This window comes from Rickettsia endosymbiont of Ixodes pacificus (assembly GCF_000965155.1).
Taxonomy (GTDB): domain Bacteria; phylum Pseudomonadota; class Alphaproteobacteria; order Rickettsiales; family Rickettsiaceae; genus Rickettsia; species Rickettsia tamurae.
This window is the reverse complement of sequence record NZ_LAOP01000001.1, coordinates 768979-786389: the sequence shown is the minus strand read 5'-3', so window position 1 is coordinate 786389 and position 17411 is coordinate 768979. Positions and strand designations below refer to the sequence as shown.

The following is a 17411-nucleotide window of genomic DNA, read 5'->3' as shown; positions in this document are numbered from 1 at the left end:
TAATATTATTATATTCTAACAATAAAAATGCAAATCTAAAATAATTTCTTGTCTAATATTTAAGTTTCTTAGCAATATAACGATTTGAATATATAAATTTATCGCTAGAATCTATAATTATCCCGCCTGCTTCCTTAATAAGAAGCTCAAATGCATAATATAATGTAAAATTTAATAATGATAAACATATTAAATCCACTTTACCTGAAGCTACAAGCGTAGCCCCGTAGCAAGGAGAGCCAAAAGATCTAATATTATTTATACTCGATGAACTTGAAAAATTGGCTACGTCATCTTTGTAAGTCCTCGAATGCTCACGTACTTCTGTACGCTCCGCTCCTCGGCTTACAGATTCCTTGCTCTTTTCCAAGTTGATCTTCGTATACTCACTCTTCATTTCACAGGAGTATATTTCCTCCAAATCATTATGATTTACATCTTCAATAATTGCTAAACAGTTCTTTAAATCTGCATTATCGGAAACTCTAAGTCTTAATCCTTGATAATTAGAGTTTAAATTATTTTTTTCTATCCAAGCTCCTTTACCTTTTTCAGCATAATAAATTTCATTAAGAGCAGGGAAATATATTACTGTAGAAGTAGGAGTTAAAACTTCTTGATTCCTTTTTAAATAAGTTACGGATATCGCAAAAAAAGGTATGCTTCTAGCGAAATTATTTGGGCTATCTATAGGATTAATTAAAAAGACACTCTCATAATTATTATTTAAATCGAATTGATCCTCTGGAAAAAATAAATATTGTGTATGTTTTTGTAATTCTTCACATAATAAAGTTTTTAATCTTAAATAAGATCGCTTACAAAATTCTTCATTTCTTACAGAATTTTTTTGCAACATTTCGAGTTCTAAAAAATCTCTATGCAAAAACTTAACTGCTTTACGCAGGACATTAATTAATAAATTAGTTATAGGTTGCATAATGGAAATTTATTTAGCTCGCTCGACATATGTTATATCATCGGTTTTAACAACAATTTTTTCTCCTATTTCCAAATATTGCGGGACCTTAACTTTAATACCGTTTTCTAAAATTGCCGGTTTATAAGAAGCGGTAGCGGTTGCTCCTTTTATTACCGGATCAGTTTCACTAATTTCAAGTATAACAGTTGGAGGAAGCTCAATATTTAAAGGCTTTTCATTATAAAATTCGACTTTAACAATCATATTTTCAGTTAAGAAAGGTAATTTTTCTTCTAAAATTTCCTTTGGAACATTTATTTGATCAAAATGTTTGGTATCCATCAATACCAAATCATCACCTTCAAAATATAAAAATTGATAATCTTTTTGTTCAAGTTCGGCTTTTTCTAAATAATCGGAAGAACTGAATCTTTCGTTACACTTTGTCCCTGTTTTTAAATTTTTCATCTCAACTTGTACATAAGCTCCACCTTTCCCTGGTTGAGTATGTTCCGGTGTTTTGCTTACAACCCATAAATCATTATTATAAACTAATATGTTACCTGTTCTAATTGAATTTGCTGAAATTTTCATATATTATACATTTAAGACTTAAAAATTAAAGTATAAATATACAAATTATTTCCTTTAAAAACAAGAATTTAATCTTATGACCACAATATTAGTAGTAGATGATATAGAAACCAATATTAAGTTACTAACAGCCAAACTTTTAAAAGAGTATTATACGGTTCTTACTGCAAATAGCGGCAAAGAAGCATTAGCAATTCTTAAAAAGGAAAAAATTGATATTATACTACTTGATGTTATGATGCCGGAAATGGATGGATTTGAGGTATGTAAAACGATAAAAACCGATCCGGAAACTACTCATATACCGGTTGTAATGGTAACTGCACTTTCCGATATTGATGATCGAGTTAAAGGTCTTGAGGCAGGAGCTGATGAGTTTTTAACAAAGCCGATTAACGATACCGCTCTATTTGTAAGACTTAAATCGCTATCTAGAATGAAAAGCTTAATTGATGAGTTAAAGCTTCGTAATAGCACTAATGCATTATTAGGCGTAACAAATATCGAAATGCATGACATTTTTGCAGATAAAAAAATATTACTAATTAATGATGATGTGGTACAAGCTAAAAATATAAAACAAATGTTACTTAAGATTACCCAAAACGTAAAGGTAATAAGTAATTCCGATGAATTAGATATTATAAATGAATATACCCCCGATTTAGTAATTATCAGTAGTATGCTCGAAAATGACGATCCTTTGAGGATCAGTGTTATTTTAAGAGGTAAAGCAGAAATAAGCGGCGTGGTAATAATTTCACAAATTGATGAAGACGGTATGCCTTTGGTTGTGAAAGGTATTGAACTCGGTATTAATGATTATTTCGTTTATCCTATAGAGGAAAGCGAGTTGCTTGCTAGAATTAGAACACAATTAAGGCGTAAGCAATATCAAGATAATTTACGTAATGATCTTGAACAAAGTGTTAATTTAGCAGCTAAAGACGGTCTAACCGGCTTATTTAATCGTCGCTATTTCGATATACATCTCAAACAAATGATTGAGAAAGCTAATAAAGAAAGTATTAAATTATATTTACTTATGTGCGATATCGACAATTTTAAACATGTAAACGATACTTACGGTCATCAAGCAGGCGATAAGGTTTTAACAATTGTATCCCGTATTTTGAAGAATACTCTCAGAGTAACAGACTTAATAGCAAGATTCGGCGGTGAAGAATTTACTATACTCTTAACGGATATAGATATTTCTAAAGCAATTGAAACTGCGGAGAGGGTTAGAGTTAAAATAGAATATATGGATTTTCATATTGAAGATCAAATTGAACCTTTAAAAAAAACTATTTCAATCGGAGTTACGGAATATAAAAAAGAAGAATCAATAGAATCTTTCATTGAACGTGCTGACAAAGCTATGTATGAAGCTAAAACAACGGGTAAAAATAAAGTAGTAAAATTATAATTGATTTTTTAAAGTAAAAAAATAATGAGAAATTCTTCCAAAAAACATCTTGATTTACCATATAGACCAGGGGTCGGCATGATGATATTAAATGCTGATAACCATATATTCGTCGGTAAAAGAATAGATACAAAAATATCTACATGGCAAATGCCGCAAGGTGGGATAGTTCCCGGTGAAACACCAAGTATTGCAGCAATGCGTGAGATGTTAGAAGAAATAGGAAGCGATAAAGGATATATTATTGCCGAAAGCAAATGCTGGTATAGTTATGATGTACCAAGCTTTTTAATACCTAAATTGTGGAATGGTAATTTTCGTGGACAAAAACAACGCTGGTTTTTAATTAGGTTTACCGGAAATAACGAAGATATTAATATAAATACCTCTAATCCGGAATTTGACCAATGGCGTTGGGCATCACTTGACGAGCTATTATCTATTATAATTCCTTTCAAACGGAAACTTTATCAAGCCGTCGTAAAAGAATTTGAATCATTAATTCAGTAAAAATTTTATATATATAGTACTTGTAGCAGCACTATTTACCTCTCTATCACCTTCAATGAATTCATTTATAGCACTAAATAATGAAGTATCCGTATCATTTGCCTAAAGTAAATAGCACACTCATTTGTTCCTCTAGACAATAAACTAATATCTTTATCGCAACTAGATTCAATCATATAATATGTACTATCATTCTTTATTAAGTTATAATTATTATCACCGATTATATGTGCAGTAAATGCATTTGCTAGATTAGATATAGTTATATTAGCAATAAAATCTTTTACTTCTCTTATATGAAATAAATTTATAATAAAATTACTTAGGCAGTGATTTGTTGTTGTTTCAGTTTCCCAATTAACCGTATCAATTTGAGCTCCCGGCATTAAAAACCATGAATTTATATCTTCAAACGCAAATTTTAGCTCTCTAACCAATCCACGCAATATGTACAAAGGTATGATCAGGATGCTCATCTAAAAAATATGTAGAGGTATTAGAAAAAGGTTTTAAATGTACAGAATATACCTTATTTCTATCAAGGCTTTGGTCATAACTATTTTCACTAGAATCAGCTGGTATTAAATTTGGTAATAAAATAAGTCTACAAAAATAACCGATTAAATTAACTATATTTGGTAAAAATTTAATATGATAATTTGGCATAACGTTACTTTATGTTTATTATAAACATGTCTTATTTGTAAACCTTCAGATTTGATCTGACATATTAAGATTGAAATTAGACGAGTTTGTGGGTATGTAGATAACTAAGGAGTTATCTATCATATCCACGAACTAAATATAAAACTCAATTAATAGGAACAATATGTCAAATTATGATCAAAAAATAATCAAACCTAAATTAGGATTATTAGAACTTGCAAAACAACTAGGTAGTGTTAGTACTGCGTGTAAAGTAATGGGCTATTCAAGAGATAGCTTTTACCGTTTCAAGGAACTATATGAGATGGGCGGAGAAGCGGCTCTTGTGGATATGAGTCGTAAGAAACCTATAGTAAAGAATCGTGTATCAGAACATATAGAACAAGCAGTAATAAATCTTGCTATAGAGAATCCTGCTCTTGGTCAGCTTCGTGCGAGCCAAGCACTAATAAAGCAAGGTATTATAGTGTCATCCAGTGGTGTACGTTCTATCTGGCTACGCAACGATCTTGAAACTCTAAAGAAACGACTCAAAGCTTTAGAAGCTAAATCTGCACAGGACGGTATCTTACTGACAGAAGAGCAGATATCTGCTTTAAAAAAAGCAAAACAAATTAAAGAGGCTCATGGAGAAATTGATACTCAGCATCCCGGTTATCTTGGTGCACAAGACACCTATTATGTCGGTAATATGAAAGGAGTAGGTAGAATATACCAACAAACCTTTATTGACACTTATTCTAGAGTGGCTATTTGCAAACTCTATACTGATAAATCTGCAATAACATCCGCTGATATTTTAAATGATAAGGTAATACCTTTCTTTAATAATCATGATGTACCACTACTGAGAATCCTTACAGATAGAGGAACGGAATATTGTGGTAAGGTAGAACATCATGCTTTTGAGTTATATTTGGCTATAGAAAATATTGATCATACTAAAACTAAGGCACGTTCTCCTCAAACTAATGGAATATGCGAAAGATTACATAGAACTTTAAAAGATGAATTTTATGATATAGCTTTCCGTAAAAAGATTTATAGCTCATTAGAGGATTTACAGATTGACTTAGATCAATATTTAAACAAATATAACAATACTAGACCGCATTCTGGAAAGTTCTGTTATGGAAAAACTCCTATGCAAACTTTCAAGGATAGCATTAAAATTGCTCAAGATAAGTCTATTAATTCTTACTTATCTGACAGCACTTTTGCTGCTTAATCAATCTCTACCTGTCAGATCAAGTGTACCGGGCTGTTGAAAAAATCAACAAGGTTGCAAATACTTTAATATTTTTTTATCTTTAATAGCAGTAGATAAAAAAACCAAAAAATAATTTTAAGTATCCGTTTAAAATTTTGTACTATCGCAATCATCAGTATTTGAATCTGTGTTTTCTGTACACTTCTAAATTTTGCTCCTCGTAAACCATGATTCTCCTTAGCTTCACCAAATAGACCTTCTATTTTCCACTTTCTCTCAATTAGTTTTTTCTTAAAATCAATTCTATTCTGTCTGACCTTTACCTCATCTATTTCATCCTGATAAGGATTACGATAAATAAATCGTCCTCTATTACTATAATTATCAGAAATACAACCTGATTTTAGAGAGCAATTTTTACAATGCCCTCCTGTAATACGATAACGTTTTATTTGTTTTTTATCTAATTTATCATACGGATAAAGATAATGTCCCTGTGGACACTTATATCTATCCTGTTCTCTATCATATTGAAATTCCCCCCTACTTATTTTTCCTTCACCAAGATTATCTACATGTAAAGGTATATAAGTTGTAATTCCAAGTAATTTAAAATATCCATAGGTTGGACCTCTACCATAACCTTTGTCTGCTATCCATTCTTTTACTCTAAAAGAAAAATTATTTAATATATTCCAAACTCTACTTGGAAGTACAATACACTCATGTTGTGATCCTGTACTTACATAACAATCTATTATAATACGTGAATCTGAATCAATTGAGTAGTGGGTCTTATAACATAGCTTTTTATAACCATTAGTTCTTGATACAAGACTACAATCAGGATCTGTCCTACTGACATGAGTTTGATTAGATATTTTCCTTACTTTTTTCCCTTCTCGGAAATCATGATAACGACGTTCATATTTTTTTAATTCTCTCTTTTGTGAATCACCTTGATCTTTTCTTAATATTAGGCTATTCATAGAGGCATTAGATTCAACTAAAGAGGCATCTGAAATAATTGTTTCTCCTTTTATAATATCTAGTTCATACCATTGCTTAATCAAGCTTATAAATATTTCTTGAAATAGTTCTACCCCAAATCTATCTCTTATCCTACTTAATGATGAATGATCCGGTACTTTATCCTCTAAACTTAAACCACAAAACCACCTATATGCTATATTTAACTGAATTTCTTTACATAATCGTCTATTTGACTTTATACCATATAAGTAACTTATTATTTGCATCCTAAAAAATAATACAGGATCAATTGATGGACGTCCGTAATTAGCACAATAACGATTCTTAGTTATTTCATAGATAAAAGAAAACTCTAATTCTTTAGCTTCATGAATCCTCACTAATAAATGATCATTAGGTATCATGTGCCTTAAGCTAAGGCTATTACATCTCACACTTTGATCAAGCTTATAACCCTGCATCTTTACACCTTCATTTAAGCATAAAAATACAGCTTATTCCTTAGATTAACTCTTTTCTACTTCTTTTTATAACTTTTTCAACAGCCCGTGTACGGGCTGTTGAAAAAATCAACAAGGTTGCAAATACTTTAATATTTTTTTATCTTTAATAGCAGTAGATAAAAAAACCAAAAAATAATTTTAAGTATCCGTTTAAAATTTTGTACTATCGCAATCATCAGTATTTGAATCTGTGTTTTCTGTACACTTCTAAATTTTGCTCCTCGTAAACCATGATTCTCCTTAGCTTCACCAAATAGACCTTCTATTTTCCACTTTCTCTCAATTAGTTTTTTCTTAAAATCAATTCTATTCTGTCTGACCTTTACCTCATCTATTTCATCCTGATAAGGATTACGATAAATAAATCGTCCTCTATTACTATAATTATCAGAAATACAACCTGATTTTAGAGAGCAATTTTTACAATGCCCTCCTGTAATACGATAACGTTTTATTTGTTTTTTATCTAATTTATCATACGGATAAAGATAATGTCCCTGTGGACACTTATATCTATCCTGTTCTCTATCATATTGAAATTCCCCCCTACTTATTTTTCCTTCACCAAGATTATCTACATGTAAAGGTATATAAGTTGTAATTCCAAGTAATTTAAAATATCCATAGGTTGGACCTCTACCATAACCTTTGTCTGCTATCCATTCTTTTACTCTAAAAGAAAAATTATTTAATATATTCCAAACTCTACTTGGAAGTACAATACACTCATGTTGTGATCCTGTACTTACATAACAATCTATTATAATACGTGAATCTGAATCAATTGAGTAGTGGGTCTTATAACATAGCTTTTTATAACCATTAGTTCTTGATACAAGACTACAATCAGGATCTGTCCTACTGACATGAGTTTGATTAGATATTTTCCTTACTTTTTTCCCTTCTCGGAAATCATGATAACGACGTTCATATTTTTTTAATTCTCTCTTTTGTGAATCACCTTGATCTTTTCTTAATATTAGGCTATTCATAGAGGCATTAGATTCAACTAAAGAGGCATCTGAAATAATTGTTTCTCCTTTTATAATATCTAGTTCATACCATTGCTTAATCAAGCTTATAAATATTTCTTGAAATAGTTCTACCCCAAATCTATCTCTTATCCTACTTAATGATGAATGATCCGGTACTTTATCCTCTAAACTTAAACCACAAAACCACCTATATGCTATATTTAACTGAATTTCTTTACATAATCGTCTATTTGACTTTATACCATATAAGTAACTTATTATTTGCATCCTAAAAAATAATACAGGATCAATTGATGGACGTCCGTAATTAGCACAATAACGATTCTTAGTTATTTCATAGATAAAAGAAAACTCTAATTCTTTAGCTTCATGAATCCTCACTAATAAATGATCATTAGGTATCATGTGCCTTAAGCTAAGGCTATTACATCTCACACTTTGATCAAGCTTATAACCCTGCATCTTTACACCTTCATTTAAGCATAAAAATACAGCTTATTCCTTAGATTAACTCTTTTCTACTTCTTTTTATAACTTTTTCAACAGCCCGTGTAGAGTTTTACATCTTATTATTAAATATTATTAAGATTATTGTTATAATTCAATTAATTTAATAAGAAACCATCGTTTAGCTGTTGATACTTGTGTGATTTTTGCTATTATTCTTTTCACTTAAGTAATTAATTATTACAACCTGAAAATAATTAGATTTTACTTTCTATCTTTGCAACCAATATAAAGTCGTTTTCCGTAAGACCATCGATTTTATGAGTCCATATTTCCACACTACATGCTCCCCAAGATATAGTTAAATCGGGATGATGTGCTTCTGCTCTGCAATTTCAGTTATCCTATTTGCAAATTCCATAGCTTTTATAAAATTAGAAAATTTATATTTTTTATAAAGATGCCCTAATTCATTCACTTGCCACTCATTTTGTAATTCAGTCAATAATTTATCAATTTCTTTTTTCTCAAGTGGCGGAACTCCACCATTACATGGTATGCATCTTTTCTCGCTTAATACTGTCATAGTTTTTTATTCTATATCAAAGTTAAAATATTGATCTTTATAAGGCTCATCTTCAAGTATATAATGCCACCAACTCAATTTGACATGCTTTAAAATTATGTTTTTGCATCTTAGAACGTAAATAATTACGTTTTACTAAATATTGCTTATCAATTAATTTACTATCATGATGTGAAGCTTCATCAAATAAGTCAAACGAAGTATACATATCTACCGTATTGTCATCTAAATAGGATATAACACGCTCGTCTTTCAATTTTCTCTTAATGACTTCAGGATTATTATTAACTTCCTTCTGAAGCTTTATTATTGATAAATCTACAGTACTACCCCTACTATGACTGGATCTTTCAGCTATATAACCTAGTGTAAAACATTTAGACTTATCTATTTTACCAACAAAATTTTCATCTGAATAATAACGCATATTTTGAATAATTGTAGGGTCGATATCTTTCAGATACACGAACCCTTTAGGTAAGGATTTAGCATATATTGGAAGAAAGCTCATAAATATAAGAATTAAACTTGTTAAAAGCAATTTCATAAAATGCTAGGCTTTGCAAAGGTTTCTAATTGATTAGTTATTTTGAGATATTTTTTAGTGCAAATCAAATCTTTTTAGAGATCTTCACAGAACCTAATATAGACTTCTTTATAACATAGGTTATGCAAGAAGTCTAATATTTATTATATATTTATCTTATACAAAATTTTATTAAAAACTATAGAACTGTTAACAAAATAATTTTAATTGATAATTAAAAAGAATTTTTAGCAAAAATTATAAGATTTTTGCAGGAATAGTTAATCCTATTTCAAAAAAATCTTATAATTTGCAGCAAAAAGTAATTTAATTAGCTTTTAAATTATTTTGTTAACAGTTCTATAGTAAACTCAACCCCATTTTGTGACAGGCATGAGGATAGAACCTATATATTAATAGGCAAGACGATAAACAACGAAGCACAAAGTTCAAATCAGTTTACTATAGAACTTTCAAAAAGACGAATGAATGGTAGCGAGGGAGGGATTTGAACCCCCGACACACGGATTATGATTCCGTCGCTCTAACCAGCTGAGCTACCCCGCCAGGGGAAGAGTGTTTATATAATTTGTTAAGAAGTGTCATTCTAGATAAAAATAGTGCATTGTTGCATGGATCAAAAATACACTTAGTGTCATACCGTGGCTTGACCACGGTATCCAAAAAAAATAACTTAAAATACTAATAATTTAAATATTTTAAGCTGGATCCTGCGATCAAGTCGCGGGATGACAATAAAAAAATTAATCCATACAACAATTGACTAGCAACTTCTCAAATTTTATCTTAACGCTTAGAGAATTGTGTTTTCTTACGTGCTTTACGTTGTCCGTATTTCTTACGCTCTACTACCCTAGAATCACGTGTTAAAAGACCGCCTTTACGCAAAATAGCATGAAAATCCGGAGCAGATTTATCTAAAGCTTTAGAAATTCCATGTAAAATAGCACCTTTTTGTCCTGAAATTCCTCCACCTCTAACAGTACAAATTACATCATACTGATCAATAGTTTTTGTTAAGACAAAAGGCCGTAAGATAGTTTTCACATAGGTTTCAGAAGGAAAATACTGGTCTATTGTTTTTTTATTAACAACTATTTTTCCTTTTCCTACTTTAAGCCATACTCGTGCTATAGCATTTTTTCTTTTACCTGTAGCATAAAACTTGCCTGAATTATCTATTTTCTCTTTAGGAGTTTTTAATACCGGTTTTAAAGGTTCTTTAGTTAACTGCTTTTCTACTTTTTCTGTTTTAATTTTTAACTCGGTCATATTCTATTACTTTTTATTTTTTGGATTTTGGCTTGCAAAATCATAAACAGTAGGTTGCTGTACCATATGAGGATGATCACCATTTGCATAAACATACAAATTACTCATTTGCTTAGCACCTAAAGCATTTCTTGTAATCATTCTTTTTACGGCCATTTTAATAACTCTCTCAGGGTGTTTACCGCTTAAGATTTTACCTGCCGTAGTATCTTTTATCCCACCTGGAAATCCTGTATGCCTGTAATATATTTTTCCGTCTTTGGGATTCGCTTTTTTACCTGTTAATTTTACATGCTCCGCATTTATTATGATTATATTATCACCACAATCTAAATGAGGCGTAAAGCTAGGTTTATGCTTACCACGTAGCATATTAGCAACTCTGCTAGCGAGTCGCCCTAGTACAATATTTTTTGCGTCTATGACCCACCATTTCTTTTCAATTTCCGATGGCTTTGCCGAGTAAGTTTTCACAATAGTATCTTTTTAATTAGAATTTAAAATTAAAGAATCAAGAAACATATTTAATAGCATTAATCCCTGCCATTTGTCAAGTTAAATATACGGGCTGTTGAAAAAATCAACAAGGTTGCAAATACTTTAATATTTTTTTATCTTTAATAGCAGTAGATAAAAAAACCAAAAAATAATTTTAAGTATCCGTTTAAAATTTTGTACTATCGCAATCATCAGTATTTGAATCTGTGTTTTCTGTACACTTCTAAATTTTGCTCCTCGTAAACCATGATTCTCCTTAGCTTCACCAAATAGACCTTCTATTTTCCACTTTCTCTCAATTAGTTTTTTCTTAAAATCAATTCTATTCTGTCTGACCTTTACCTCATCTATTTCATCCTGATAAGGATTACGATAAATAAATCGTCCTCTATTACTATAATTATCAGAAATACAACCTGATTTTAGAGAGCAATTTTTACAATGCCCTCCTGTAATACGATAACGTTTTATTTGTTTTTTATCTAATTTATCATACGGATAAAGATAATGTCCCTGTGGACACTTATATCTATCCTGTTCTCTATCATATTGAAATTCCCCCCTACTTATTTTTCCTTCACCAAGATTATCTACATGTAAAGGTATATAAGTTGTAATTCCAAGTAATTTAAAATATCCATAGGTTGGACCTCTACCATAACCTTTGTCTGCTATCCATTCTTTTACTCTAAAAGAAAAATTATTTAATATATTCCAAACTCTACTTGGAAGTACAATACACTCATGTTGTGATCCTGTACTTACATAACAATCTATTATAATACGTGAATCTGAATCAATTGAGTAGTGGGTCTTATAACATAGCTTTTTATAACCATTAGTTCTTGATACAAGACTACAATCAGGATCTGTCCTACTGACATGAGTTTGATTAGATATTTTCCTTACTTTTTTCCCTTCTCGGAAATCATGATAACGACGTTCATATTTTTTTAATTCTCTCTTTTGTGAATCACCTTGATCTTTTCTTAATATTAGGCTATTCATAGAGGCATTAGATTCAACTAAAGAGGCATCTGAAATAATTGTTTCTCCTTTTATAATATCTAGTTCATACCATTGCTTAATCAAGCTTATAAATATTTCTTGAAATAGTTCTACCCCAAATCTATCTCTTATCCTACTTAATGATGAATGATCCGGTACTTTATCCTCTAAACTTAAACCACAAAACCACCTATATGCTATATTTAACTGAATTTCTTTACATAATCGTCTATTTGACTTTATACCATATAAGTAACTTATTATTTGCATCCTAAAAAATAATACAGGATCAATTGATGGACGTCCGTAATTAGCACAATAACGATTCTTAGTTATTTCATAGATAAAAGAAAACTCTAATTCTTTAGCTTCATGAATCCTCACTAATAAATGATCATTAGGTATCATGTGCCTTAAGCTAAGGCTATTACATCTCACACTTTGATCAAGCTTATAACCCTGCATCTTTACACCTTCATTTAAGCATAAAAATACAGCTTATTCCTTAGATTAACTCTTTTCTACTTCTTTTTATAACTTTTTCAACAGCCCGTATAATCTATTTACTGGTATTGCTAATCAAAGATAAATTAGTTAATAAATTAACGTTATTGCGAGGATAAATTGAAAATTTTGATGAAGCAATCCAGTTTAAAAATGCTAGTTTATAGCATTTTTATTATCTTTTCTGGATTGCCGACCTCACTTTGACCGCTCGCAATGACGATATTATCACTAGTTAGCAATCCCTATTTACTTCCGAATATTATTCTTCTATCGGTAGAAAAATATAAATTATTATTTGCTCTTAGCCCATAATAACGAATATTCTTTATAATTTTGACAATATGAGGCATCATGTTTAATCCATTATTATCAACATCAAAACTATATAAAACACCGTTAACGGAAATAACATTTAAACTTCGCTTATTGTTATTATCAACTCCAACAAAAGGTACTAAAAAAGTAGCAGATTTTAGTTTCTTAGGATCTTTTCCATCATTTAAATCAGCTACAAACTTTACTTTCCCTGTTTCAGGATTAAATGCCGCTATTTGTCTAGCGTTATTTGTTACAAATAGGCTATTACCGATTAAAGACATTGATTGAATATCCTCGGCATTTACCTGCCAAATCACACTGCCAGTTGCTACATTAAGCTTAATAAGCTTGCCAAGACCGGTCGCTATATACAGATTCATATTATCATGAACGGGGGTACATAAAATACTTGATTCGTCAAAATTCGGTATAGCTGTACGATCATTAAGATTTGCGAACTCAAAATTCCATCTTACTTCACCGTTTTTTATATTTAATGCAAGTACTTGCCCGGAATTATAAGTTACTATTACATTGTCATGCTGTACTATAGGCGTCATAAAATAACTAGCCGATAAAACTTCTGCTAGGCTTTCATGTTCCCATACGGTTTTTAAAGTTTCTGCATTTAAAGCAATAGTTTGATTACTGATAGTTTGCACTAAGACAGTATTATCACTTAGCACAATAGGCTTAATTCTAATAATATCCGGAAGTTCTTTTCTAATTATTTCATAACCTGATTTTGCATCTAGCACTACTAACAACCTTGAACCGTATGTTACGTATAATTTTCCGTTATGGTGTAAAATTCCGCCACCTATATAATTATCTTTTTTATGTCTACTTAAATTATAAGACCAAATAATCTTATTTTTCTCTATAGAAAATGCAGAAATATTCGATCTAATATCTAATGCATAAATCATATCGCCTATAAAAATCGGCTCGGTAATTGTTTTGCTTCTAGCGGAACTATACTGTTTATTCTTAAGCATATTTGCATTAAACGCATATATATTTGCATTAGAATCTAAATATATAGGCTCATTAGTCTGAATTGCTAATTTAGGAGTCAACTCAACAATATTTTTTACCCTTTTTGGTCCAAGCCCGTTACATGAAATTAAAATAAACGGTAATAACAGAAGTGCTATTTTTTTTGTCATATTTTTCCTTAAGTACGAATTATTATTTATTTAAATTTACCAGCAATGCTTTAGCCTGATCTTTTATTAGATCAGATACATTATTTGAAATTAATAAATTTTTTAGATTTTTTTCTGCTTGCGGTTTCATATTATTCTTAATATCCCACATAGCCTTTATAATAGTTGCCGTAGCCCAAAAAGGTTTTTTCTCGTCATCAAAATAGTTTAAATATTTTGTCAATTTTTCTTTATCTTGAATATCTAGATTTTGATCATCAATAACAAGACCACACCATGAAATACGTGCATAAGAAGTAGAAATTTCGGAATATTCTTTATTTTCAATAATTTTATTAAGCAGATCTTTTGCTTCTGAATATTTTTTTTCCGAAATCTTTATGGCTACTTGTTCTAATGCAGCTATTTCTTTTATTTTAGTATTACTAGTAGTAACCAAATTCTCTAAAGTATTAAAAGCTAATTCTTCATTATCTTTTGTTGTTTCCAAACCAACAGTCTTAATAAGAATATCACCGTTTTTTTGGTTATTTTTAATTCTTTTATCTTTATTATTATTAATAACAACCATTATAGTAATAGCTATTATAGAAATGATTATTATTATAGGTAAAAGCTTTTTGAAAAAAATTAACCTTTTTTCTTCATTTTGATCACTCAGTATTTCATCCAAAATATCAGTCATATCTTATTATTTTTATTTATTTTTACAGCCAAATTTGATCTTAGCATCCTCTGCCATTTTCTTGGATGCAGCAGTTCTATTAGTTAAAAATTCCTTATCAAGCTTAGCAAGCATATTACATGCTTCCTGAGTTTTTTTTAGTTCGCCTAAGGAAAGTGCTAACTTCAATAATCCATCAGAAGATTTTACCCCTTTCGGTAACTCTTTATAGCCTTTTAAATAGTTAACCGCTGCTCCGTTATAGTCTTTTTGTTTAAAAAAGCATTCCCCATACCAGAAATAAGCATTACTAATCAGCGAACTGTTAGGATATTTTTGGATAAAATTTTTAAATTTATCTTTTGCTTCAGTAAGTTTATTATCTTTATAAGCAGCAAGAGCCAAATCGTAAGCTTGCTTATCGGGAGCTATATCCTTATTAACCGCAATAGGTTTTTTAGGAGCATTATCCGGCATGTCTTTAAGCAAAGCTATATCAAAAACATCTTGTTTTTTTGAATCACCGGCTTCTAAAACTTCAGTATTTTCTTCTTGATTTGGAATATTTGAGTTCTGCGTTAGCATATCAATTTTATGCTGTAAAACCTCAACTTTACCGATTAATCTTCTGATTTCTTGTTCCTGTTCATCTAATCTATTTTCAAAATCATTATTTGCTGCATATTTTAAAGGCTTTCCTTTAATAGTTTCGCTTTCTCCGAAAGAAACCATAGAAAATAAAAAAGTAAATAATAAGACAATCAGTTTCATATATTTTTTAAAGATTTATAATTTTTTTTATAATATACTCTGAATAAACGAAGAGTAAGTAGACGAAGTTTAATTTGGAAAAGAGCAAGGAGTTTATAAGGCGAGGTGTGCTGCGTATACTTAATACGTGAGAACCGCAGATCTTATAAAACGACGTAGCCAATTTTTCAAATTAAACAAGTATAACGAAAAATTTTTAATATTCCACACAATTTTTTATATTTCAATACTACCGTCATATGTAAAAGTTATTGTTATGGTGGTACCTTCATTTATCTTACTTTGCAAATCAAACTTACCGTTCATAAGCTCAACCAGCTTTTTAGTAAGCGGCAACCCAAGACCGGTACCCTCATATTTTCGACTAAGCTCACTATCAATTTGACCGAACGCCGATAAAGTTTTTGGGATATCTTTTTCCTCAATACCGATGCCGGTATCTATAACTTTTATATATACTAATTTTGCTAACTCATCTTTTTCAAGTGCAATAGTAACACTTCCTCCGGAATTTGTAAATTTCACGGCATTTGATAAAAGATTTAAGAATACTTGTTTTAGCCTTTTTGGATCAGCCTTTATAACCACATGCTCTTTCGGTAATCTACTAATTAAAGCCACTTCGCCTTGATCGGCACGAGGCTTAACAAGTATCAGCGAAGAACTAATTAATTTATTTAAATCAAGATCTATACTATCTACTTTTAATTTATCGGCAGAAGCTTTAGAAAGATCTAAAATATCATTAATCATACTAAGCAAATGTCTACCGGCATCATTTATATCTTTAATATAATTTTTACTTTTTTCTGCATCTCTTTCCGACATAAGAATTTCCGAAAAGCCTATTATAGCATTAAGTGGTGTACGCAATTCATGACTAATATTAGCAAAAAACTTTGTATTTGAAGAGCTGGTTTTTTCTACTTTTACTATTTGAGCTTTTAAATTTCTATTTGTTTCAAACTGCTCCTCAATAATTTGTCTAGCATAGTTAGTATTACTAATAATTATAGTGCAGAATATTATAAAAATAATGATAAAAGCTATAAAAACCTTTTGCTCAAGAGAGGTTATATTTTGCCACTGGCTGGTAATATTAGTGTTAATCTCAAATACTGCATCTACGGGAAAATCTAAATTATTATCTATAACAGGGATATAGCTAGTAACAAAAGAAGCTTCTCCCACTGTTAAATCACTTTCATTTTCTATTACTACCCTTGGTAATAATATATGACTTGTAATACCTTCAAAAGCATCTTGAAGCGGAGCTTTTGAAGTAAAAGACTTTAAAAAAAATTTATCGATTTTTGCGGTAACTATCTCAACCAAACTATCATCTTTATAATTGTCTACACTATACATACGTAACATATTACTAGTGATGAATTTATTACCTTTGAGATCGTAGAGAGAAATATTAATATTAAGATTGGTGAACCATTGAGCGGTAATCTTTGCAAAATTAATAAAATCTTGATCTTGTAGTAGTTTTAAATAATCGAATTTATGTAATTTACTGATTACGTTCTGATGAGTATTCCAAATATTATCAGTGTAAAGTTCTACAATTTTAGTATGTTCCAAAGCCACTTGTTTTACTATCATTTCTTTTATCATAAAATAACGATAAAACATCATATTTATGACAATATTAAGAAACAATATAATGAATGATAATCTTACTATATACTTATTATGGTTCATTACGAGACCTAGTAGTTATTTTTAGCTCAACTGATGTCATCCCTGCGGAAGGCTTGCTTGCATACCAAATCGTCATTGCAAGCGACTAAAAG

15 protein-coding genes, 1 tRNA gene and 4 pseudogenes are annotated in these 17411 nt (G+C 30.2%); 3 read left to right on the top strand and 17 right to left on the bottom strand.

The features are described from left to right. Positions 1 to 52: 52 nt before the first annotated feature. A complete protein-coding gene (locus tag REIP_RS04195; protein WP_045803905.1) occupies positions 53 to 940 on the bottom strand; it encodes an inositol monophosphatase family protein in 888 nt (295 codons plus the stop codon). 9 nt (positions 941 to 949) lie between these two features. Further along, positions 950 to 1516, bottom strand: a complete 567-nt coding sequence (gene efp, locus REIP_RS04190) for an elongation factor P (RefSeq protein WP_045803904.1) — start codon at positions 1514 to 1516, stop codon at positions 950 to 952. A gap of 76 nt (positions 1517 to 1592) precedes the next feature. On the opposite strand from efp, the gene REIP_RS04185 reads away from it, so the two are divergent. Next, entirely contained in the window at positions 1593 to 2945 is a 1353-nt protein-coding gene (locus REIP_RS04185; protein WP_023507646.1) for a PleD family two-component system response regulator, read from the top strand. A gap of 24 nt (positions 2946 to 2969) precedes the next feature. Beyond that, entirely contained in the window at positions 2970 to 3455 is a 486-nt protein-coding gene (locus tag REIP_RS04180) for an RNA pyrophosphohydrolase (protein WP_045803903.1), read from the top strand. 65 nt (positions 3456 to 3520) lie between these two features. On the opposite strand, the gene REIP_RS13655 is transcribed toward REIP_RS04180, so the two are convergent. Next, the gene (locus REIP_RS13655) at positions 3521 to 3841 is read right to left on the bottom strand and encodes a hypothetical protein (RefSeq protein ID WP_156147485.1); all 321 of its coding nucleotides are present in this window, start codon (positions 3839 to 3841) and stop codon (positions 3521 to 3523) included. Positions 3842 to 3850: 9 nt separating this feature from the next. Continuing rightward, a pseudogene (locus REIP_RS04170) lies at positions 3851 to 4121 on the bottom strand (hypothetical protein); the annotation flags it as partial. A 163-nt stretch (positions 4122 to 4284) separates the two neighbouring features. Between REIP_RS04170 and REIP_RS04165 the strand changes: the two are divergent. After that, the gene (locus REIP_RS04165; RefSeq protein WP_045803566.1) at positions 4285 to 5349 is read left to right on the top strand and encodes an IS481 family transposase; all 1065 of its coding nucleotides are present in this window, start codon (positions 4285 to 4287) and stop codon (positions 5347 to 5349) included. A gap of 65 nt (positions 5350 to 5414) precedes the next feature. Here REIP_RS04165 and REIP_RS04160 read toward each other — a convergent pair whose 3' ends face one another. From REIP_RS04160 to REIP_RS04105, 13 genes and pseudogenes are all read right to left on the bottom strand, one after another. Then, the gene (locus REIP_RS04160) at positions 5415 to 6728 is read right to left on the bottom strand and encodes a transposase (protein WP_172686766.1); all 1314 of its coding nucleotides are present in this window, start codon (positions 6726 to 6728) and stop codon (positions 5415 to 5417) included. 185 nt (positions 6729 to 6913) lie between these two features. Then, positions 6914 to 8227, bottom strand: coding sequence for a transposase (locus REIP_RS04155; protein WP_172686766.1), 1314 nt, complete (start codon positions 8225 to 8227; stop codon positions 6914 to 6916). 299 nt (positions 8228 to 8526) lie between these two features. Then, a pseudogene (locus REIP_RS04150) lies at positions 8527 to 8855 on the bottom strand (4a-hydroxytetrahydrobiopterin dehydratase). Between the two features lie 60 nt (positions 8856 to 8915). Beyond that, positions 8916 to 9063, bottom strand: a pseudogene (locus REIP_RS13415) (M15 family metallopeptidase); the annotation flags it as partial. A 183-nt stretch (positions 9064 to 9246) separates the two neighbouring features. Then, positions 9247 to 9402, bottom strand: a pseudogene (locus tag REIP_RS13410) (D-alanyl-D-alanine dipeptidase); the annotation flags it as partial. Between the two features lie 469 nt (positions 9403 to 9871). Further along, a tRNA-Met gene (locus tag REIP_RS04140) sits at positions 9872 to 9948 on the bottom strand. 240 nt (positions 9949 to 10188) lie between these two features. Next, entirely contained in the window at positions 10189 to 10674 is a 486-nt protein-coding gene (rpsI, locus tag REIP_RS04135; protein WP_008580327.1) for a 30S ribosomal protein S9, read from the bottom strand. 6 nt (positions 10675 to 10680) lie between these two features. Then, a complete protein-coding gene (rplM, locus tag REIP_RS04130; protein WP_008580328.1) occupies positions 10681 to 11148 on the bottom strand; it encodes a 50S ribosomal protein L13 in 468 nt (155 codons plus the stop codon). A 126-nt stretch (positions 11149 to 11274) separates the two neighbouring features. After that, on the bottom strand, positions 11275 to 12588 hold the full coding sequence (locus tag REIP_RS04125) for a transposase (protein WP_172686766.1): 1314 nt from the start codon (positions 12586 to 12588) through the stop codon (positions 11275 to 11277). Positions 12589 to 12929: 341 nt separating this feature from the next. Then, a complete protein-coding gene (locus REIP_RS04120; RefSeq protein ID WP_045803901.1) occupies positions 12930 to 14174 on the bottom strand; it encodes an outer membrane protein assembly factor BamB in 1245 nt (414 codons plus the stop codon). A 22-nt stretch (positions 14175 to 14196) separates the two neighbouring features. Continuing rightward, the gene (locus tag REIP_RS04115; RefSeq protein WP_023507636.1) at positions 14197 to 14859 is read right to left on the bottom strand and encodes a DUF2659 family protein; all 663 of its coding nucleotides are present in this window, start codon (positions 14857 to 14859) and stop codon (positions 14197 to 14199) included. A 12-nt stretch (positions 14860 to 14871) separates the two neighbouring features. Further along, complete coding sequence (ybgF, locus tag REIP_RS04110) at positions 14872 to 15609, bottom strand: tol-pal system protein YbgF (RefSeq protein WP_045803900.1); 738 nt, start codon at positions 15607 to 15609, stop codon at positions 14872 to 14874. Positions 15610 to 15825: 216 nt separating this feature from the next. Then, positions 15826 to 17319 (bottom strand): sensor histidine kinase, encoded by a 1494-nt coding sequence (locus REIP_RS04105; RefSeq protein WP_045803899.1) that lies wholly within the window; start codon positions 17317 to 17319, stop codon positions 15826 to 15828. Positions 17320 to 17411 lie beyond the last annotated feature (92 nt).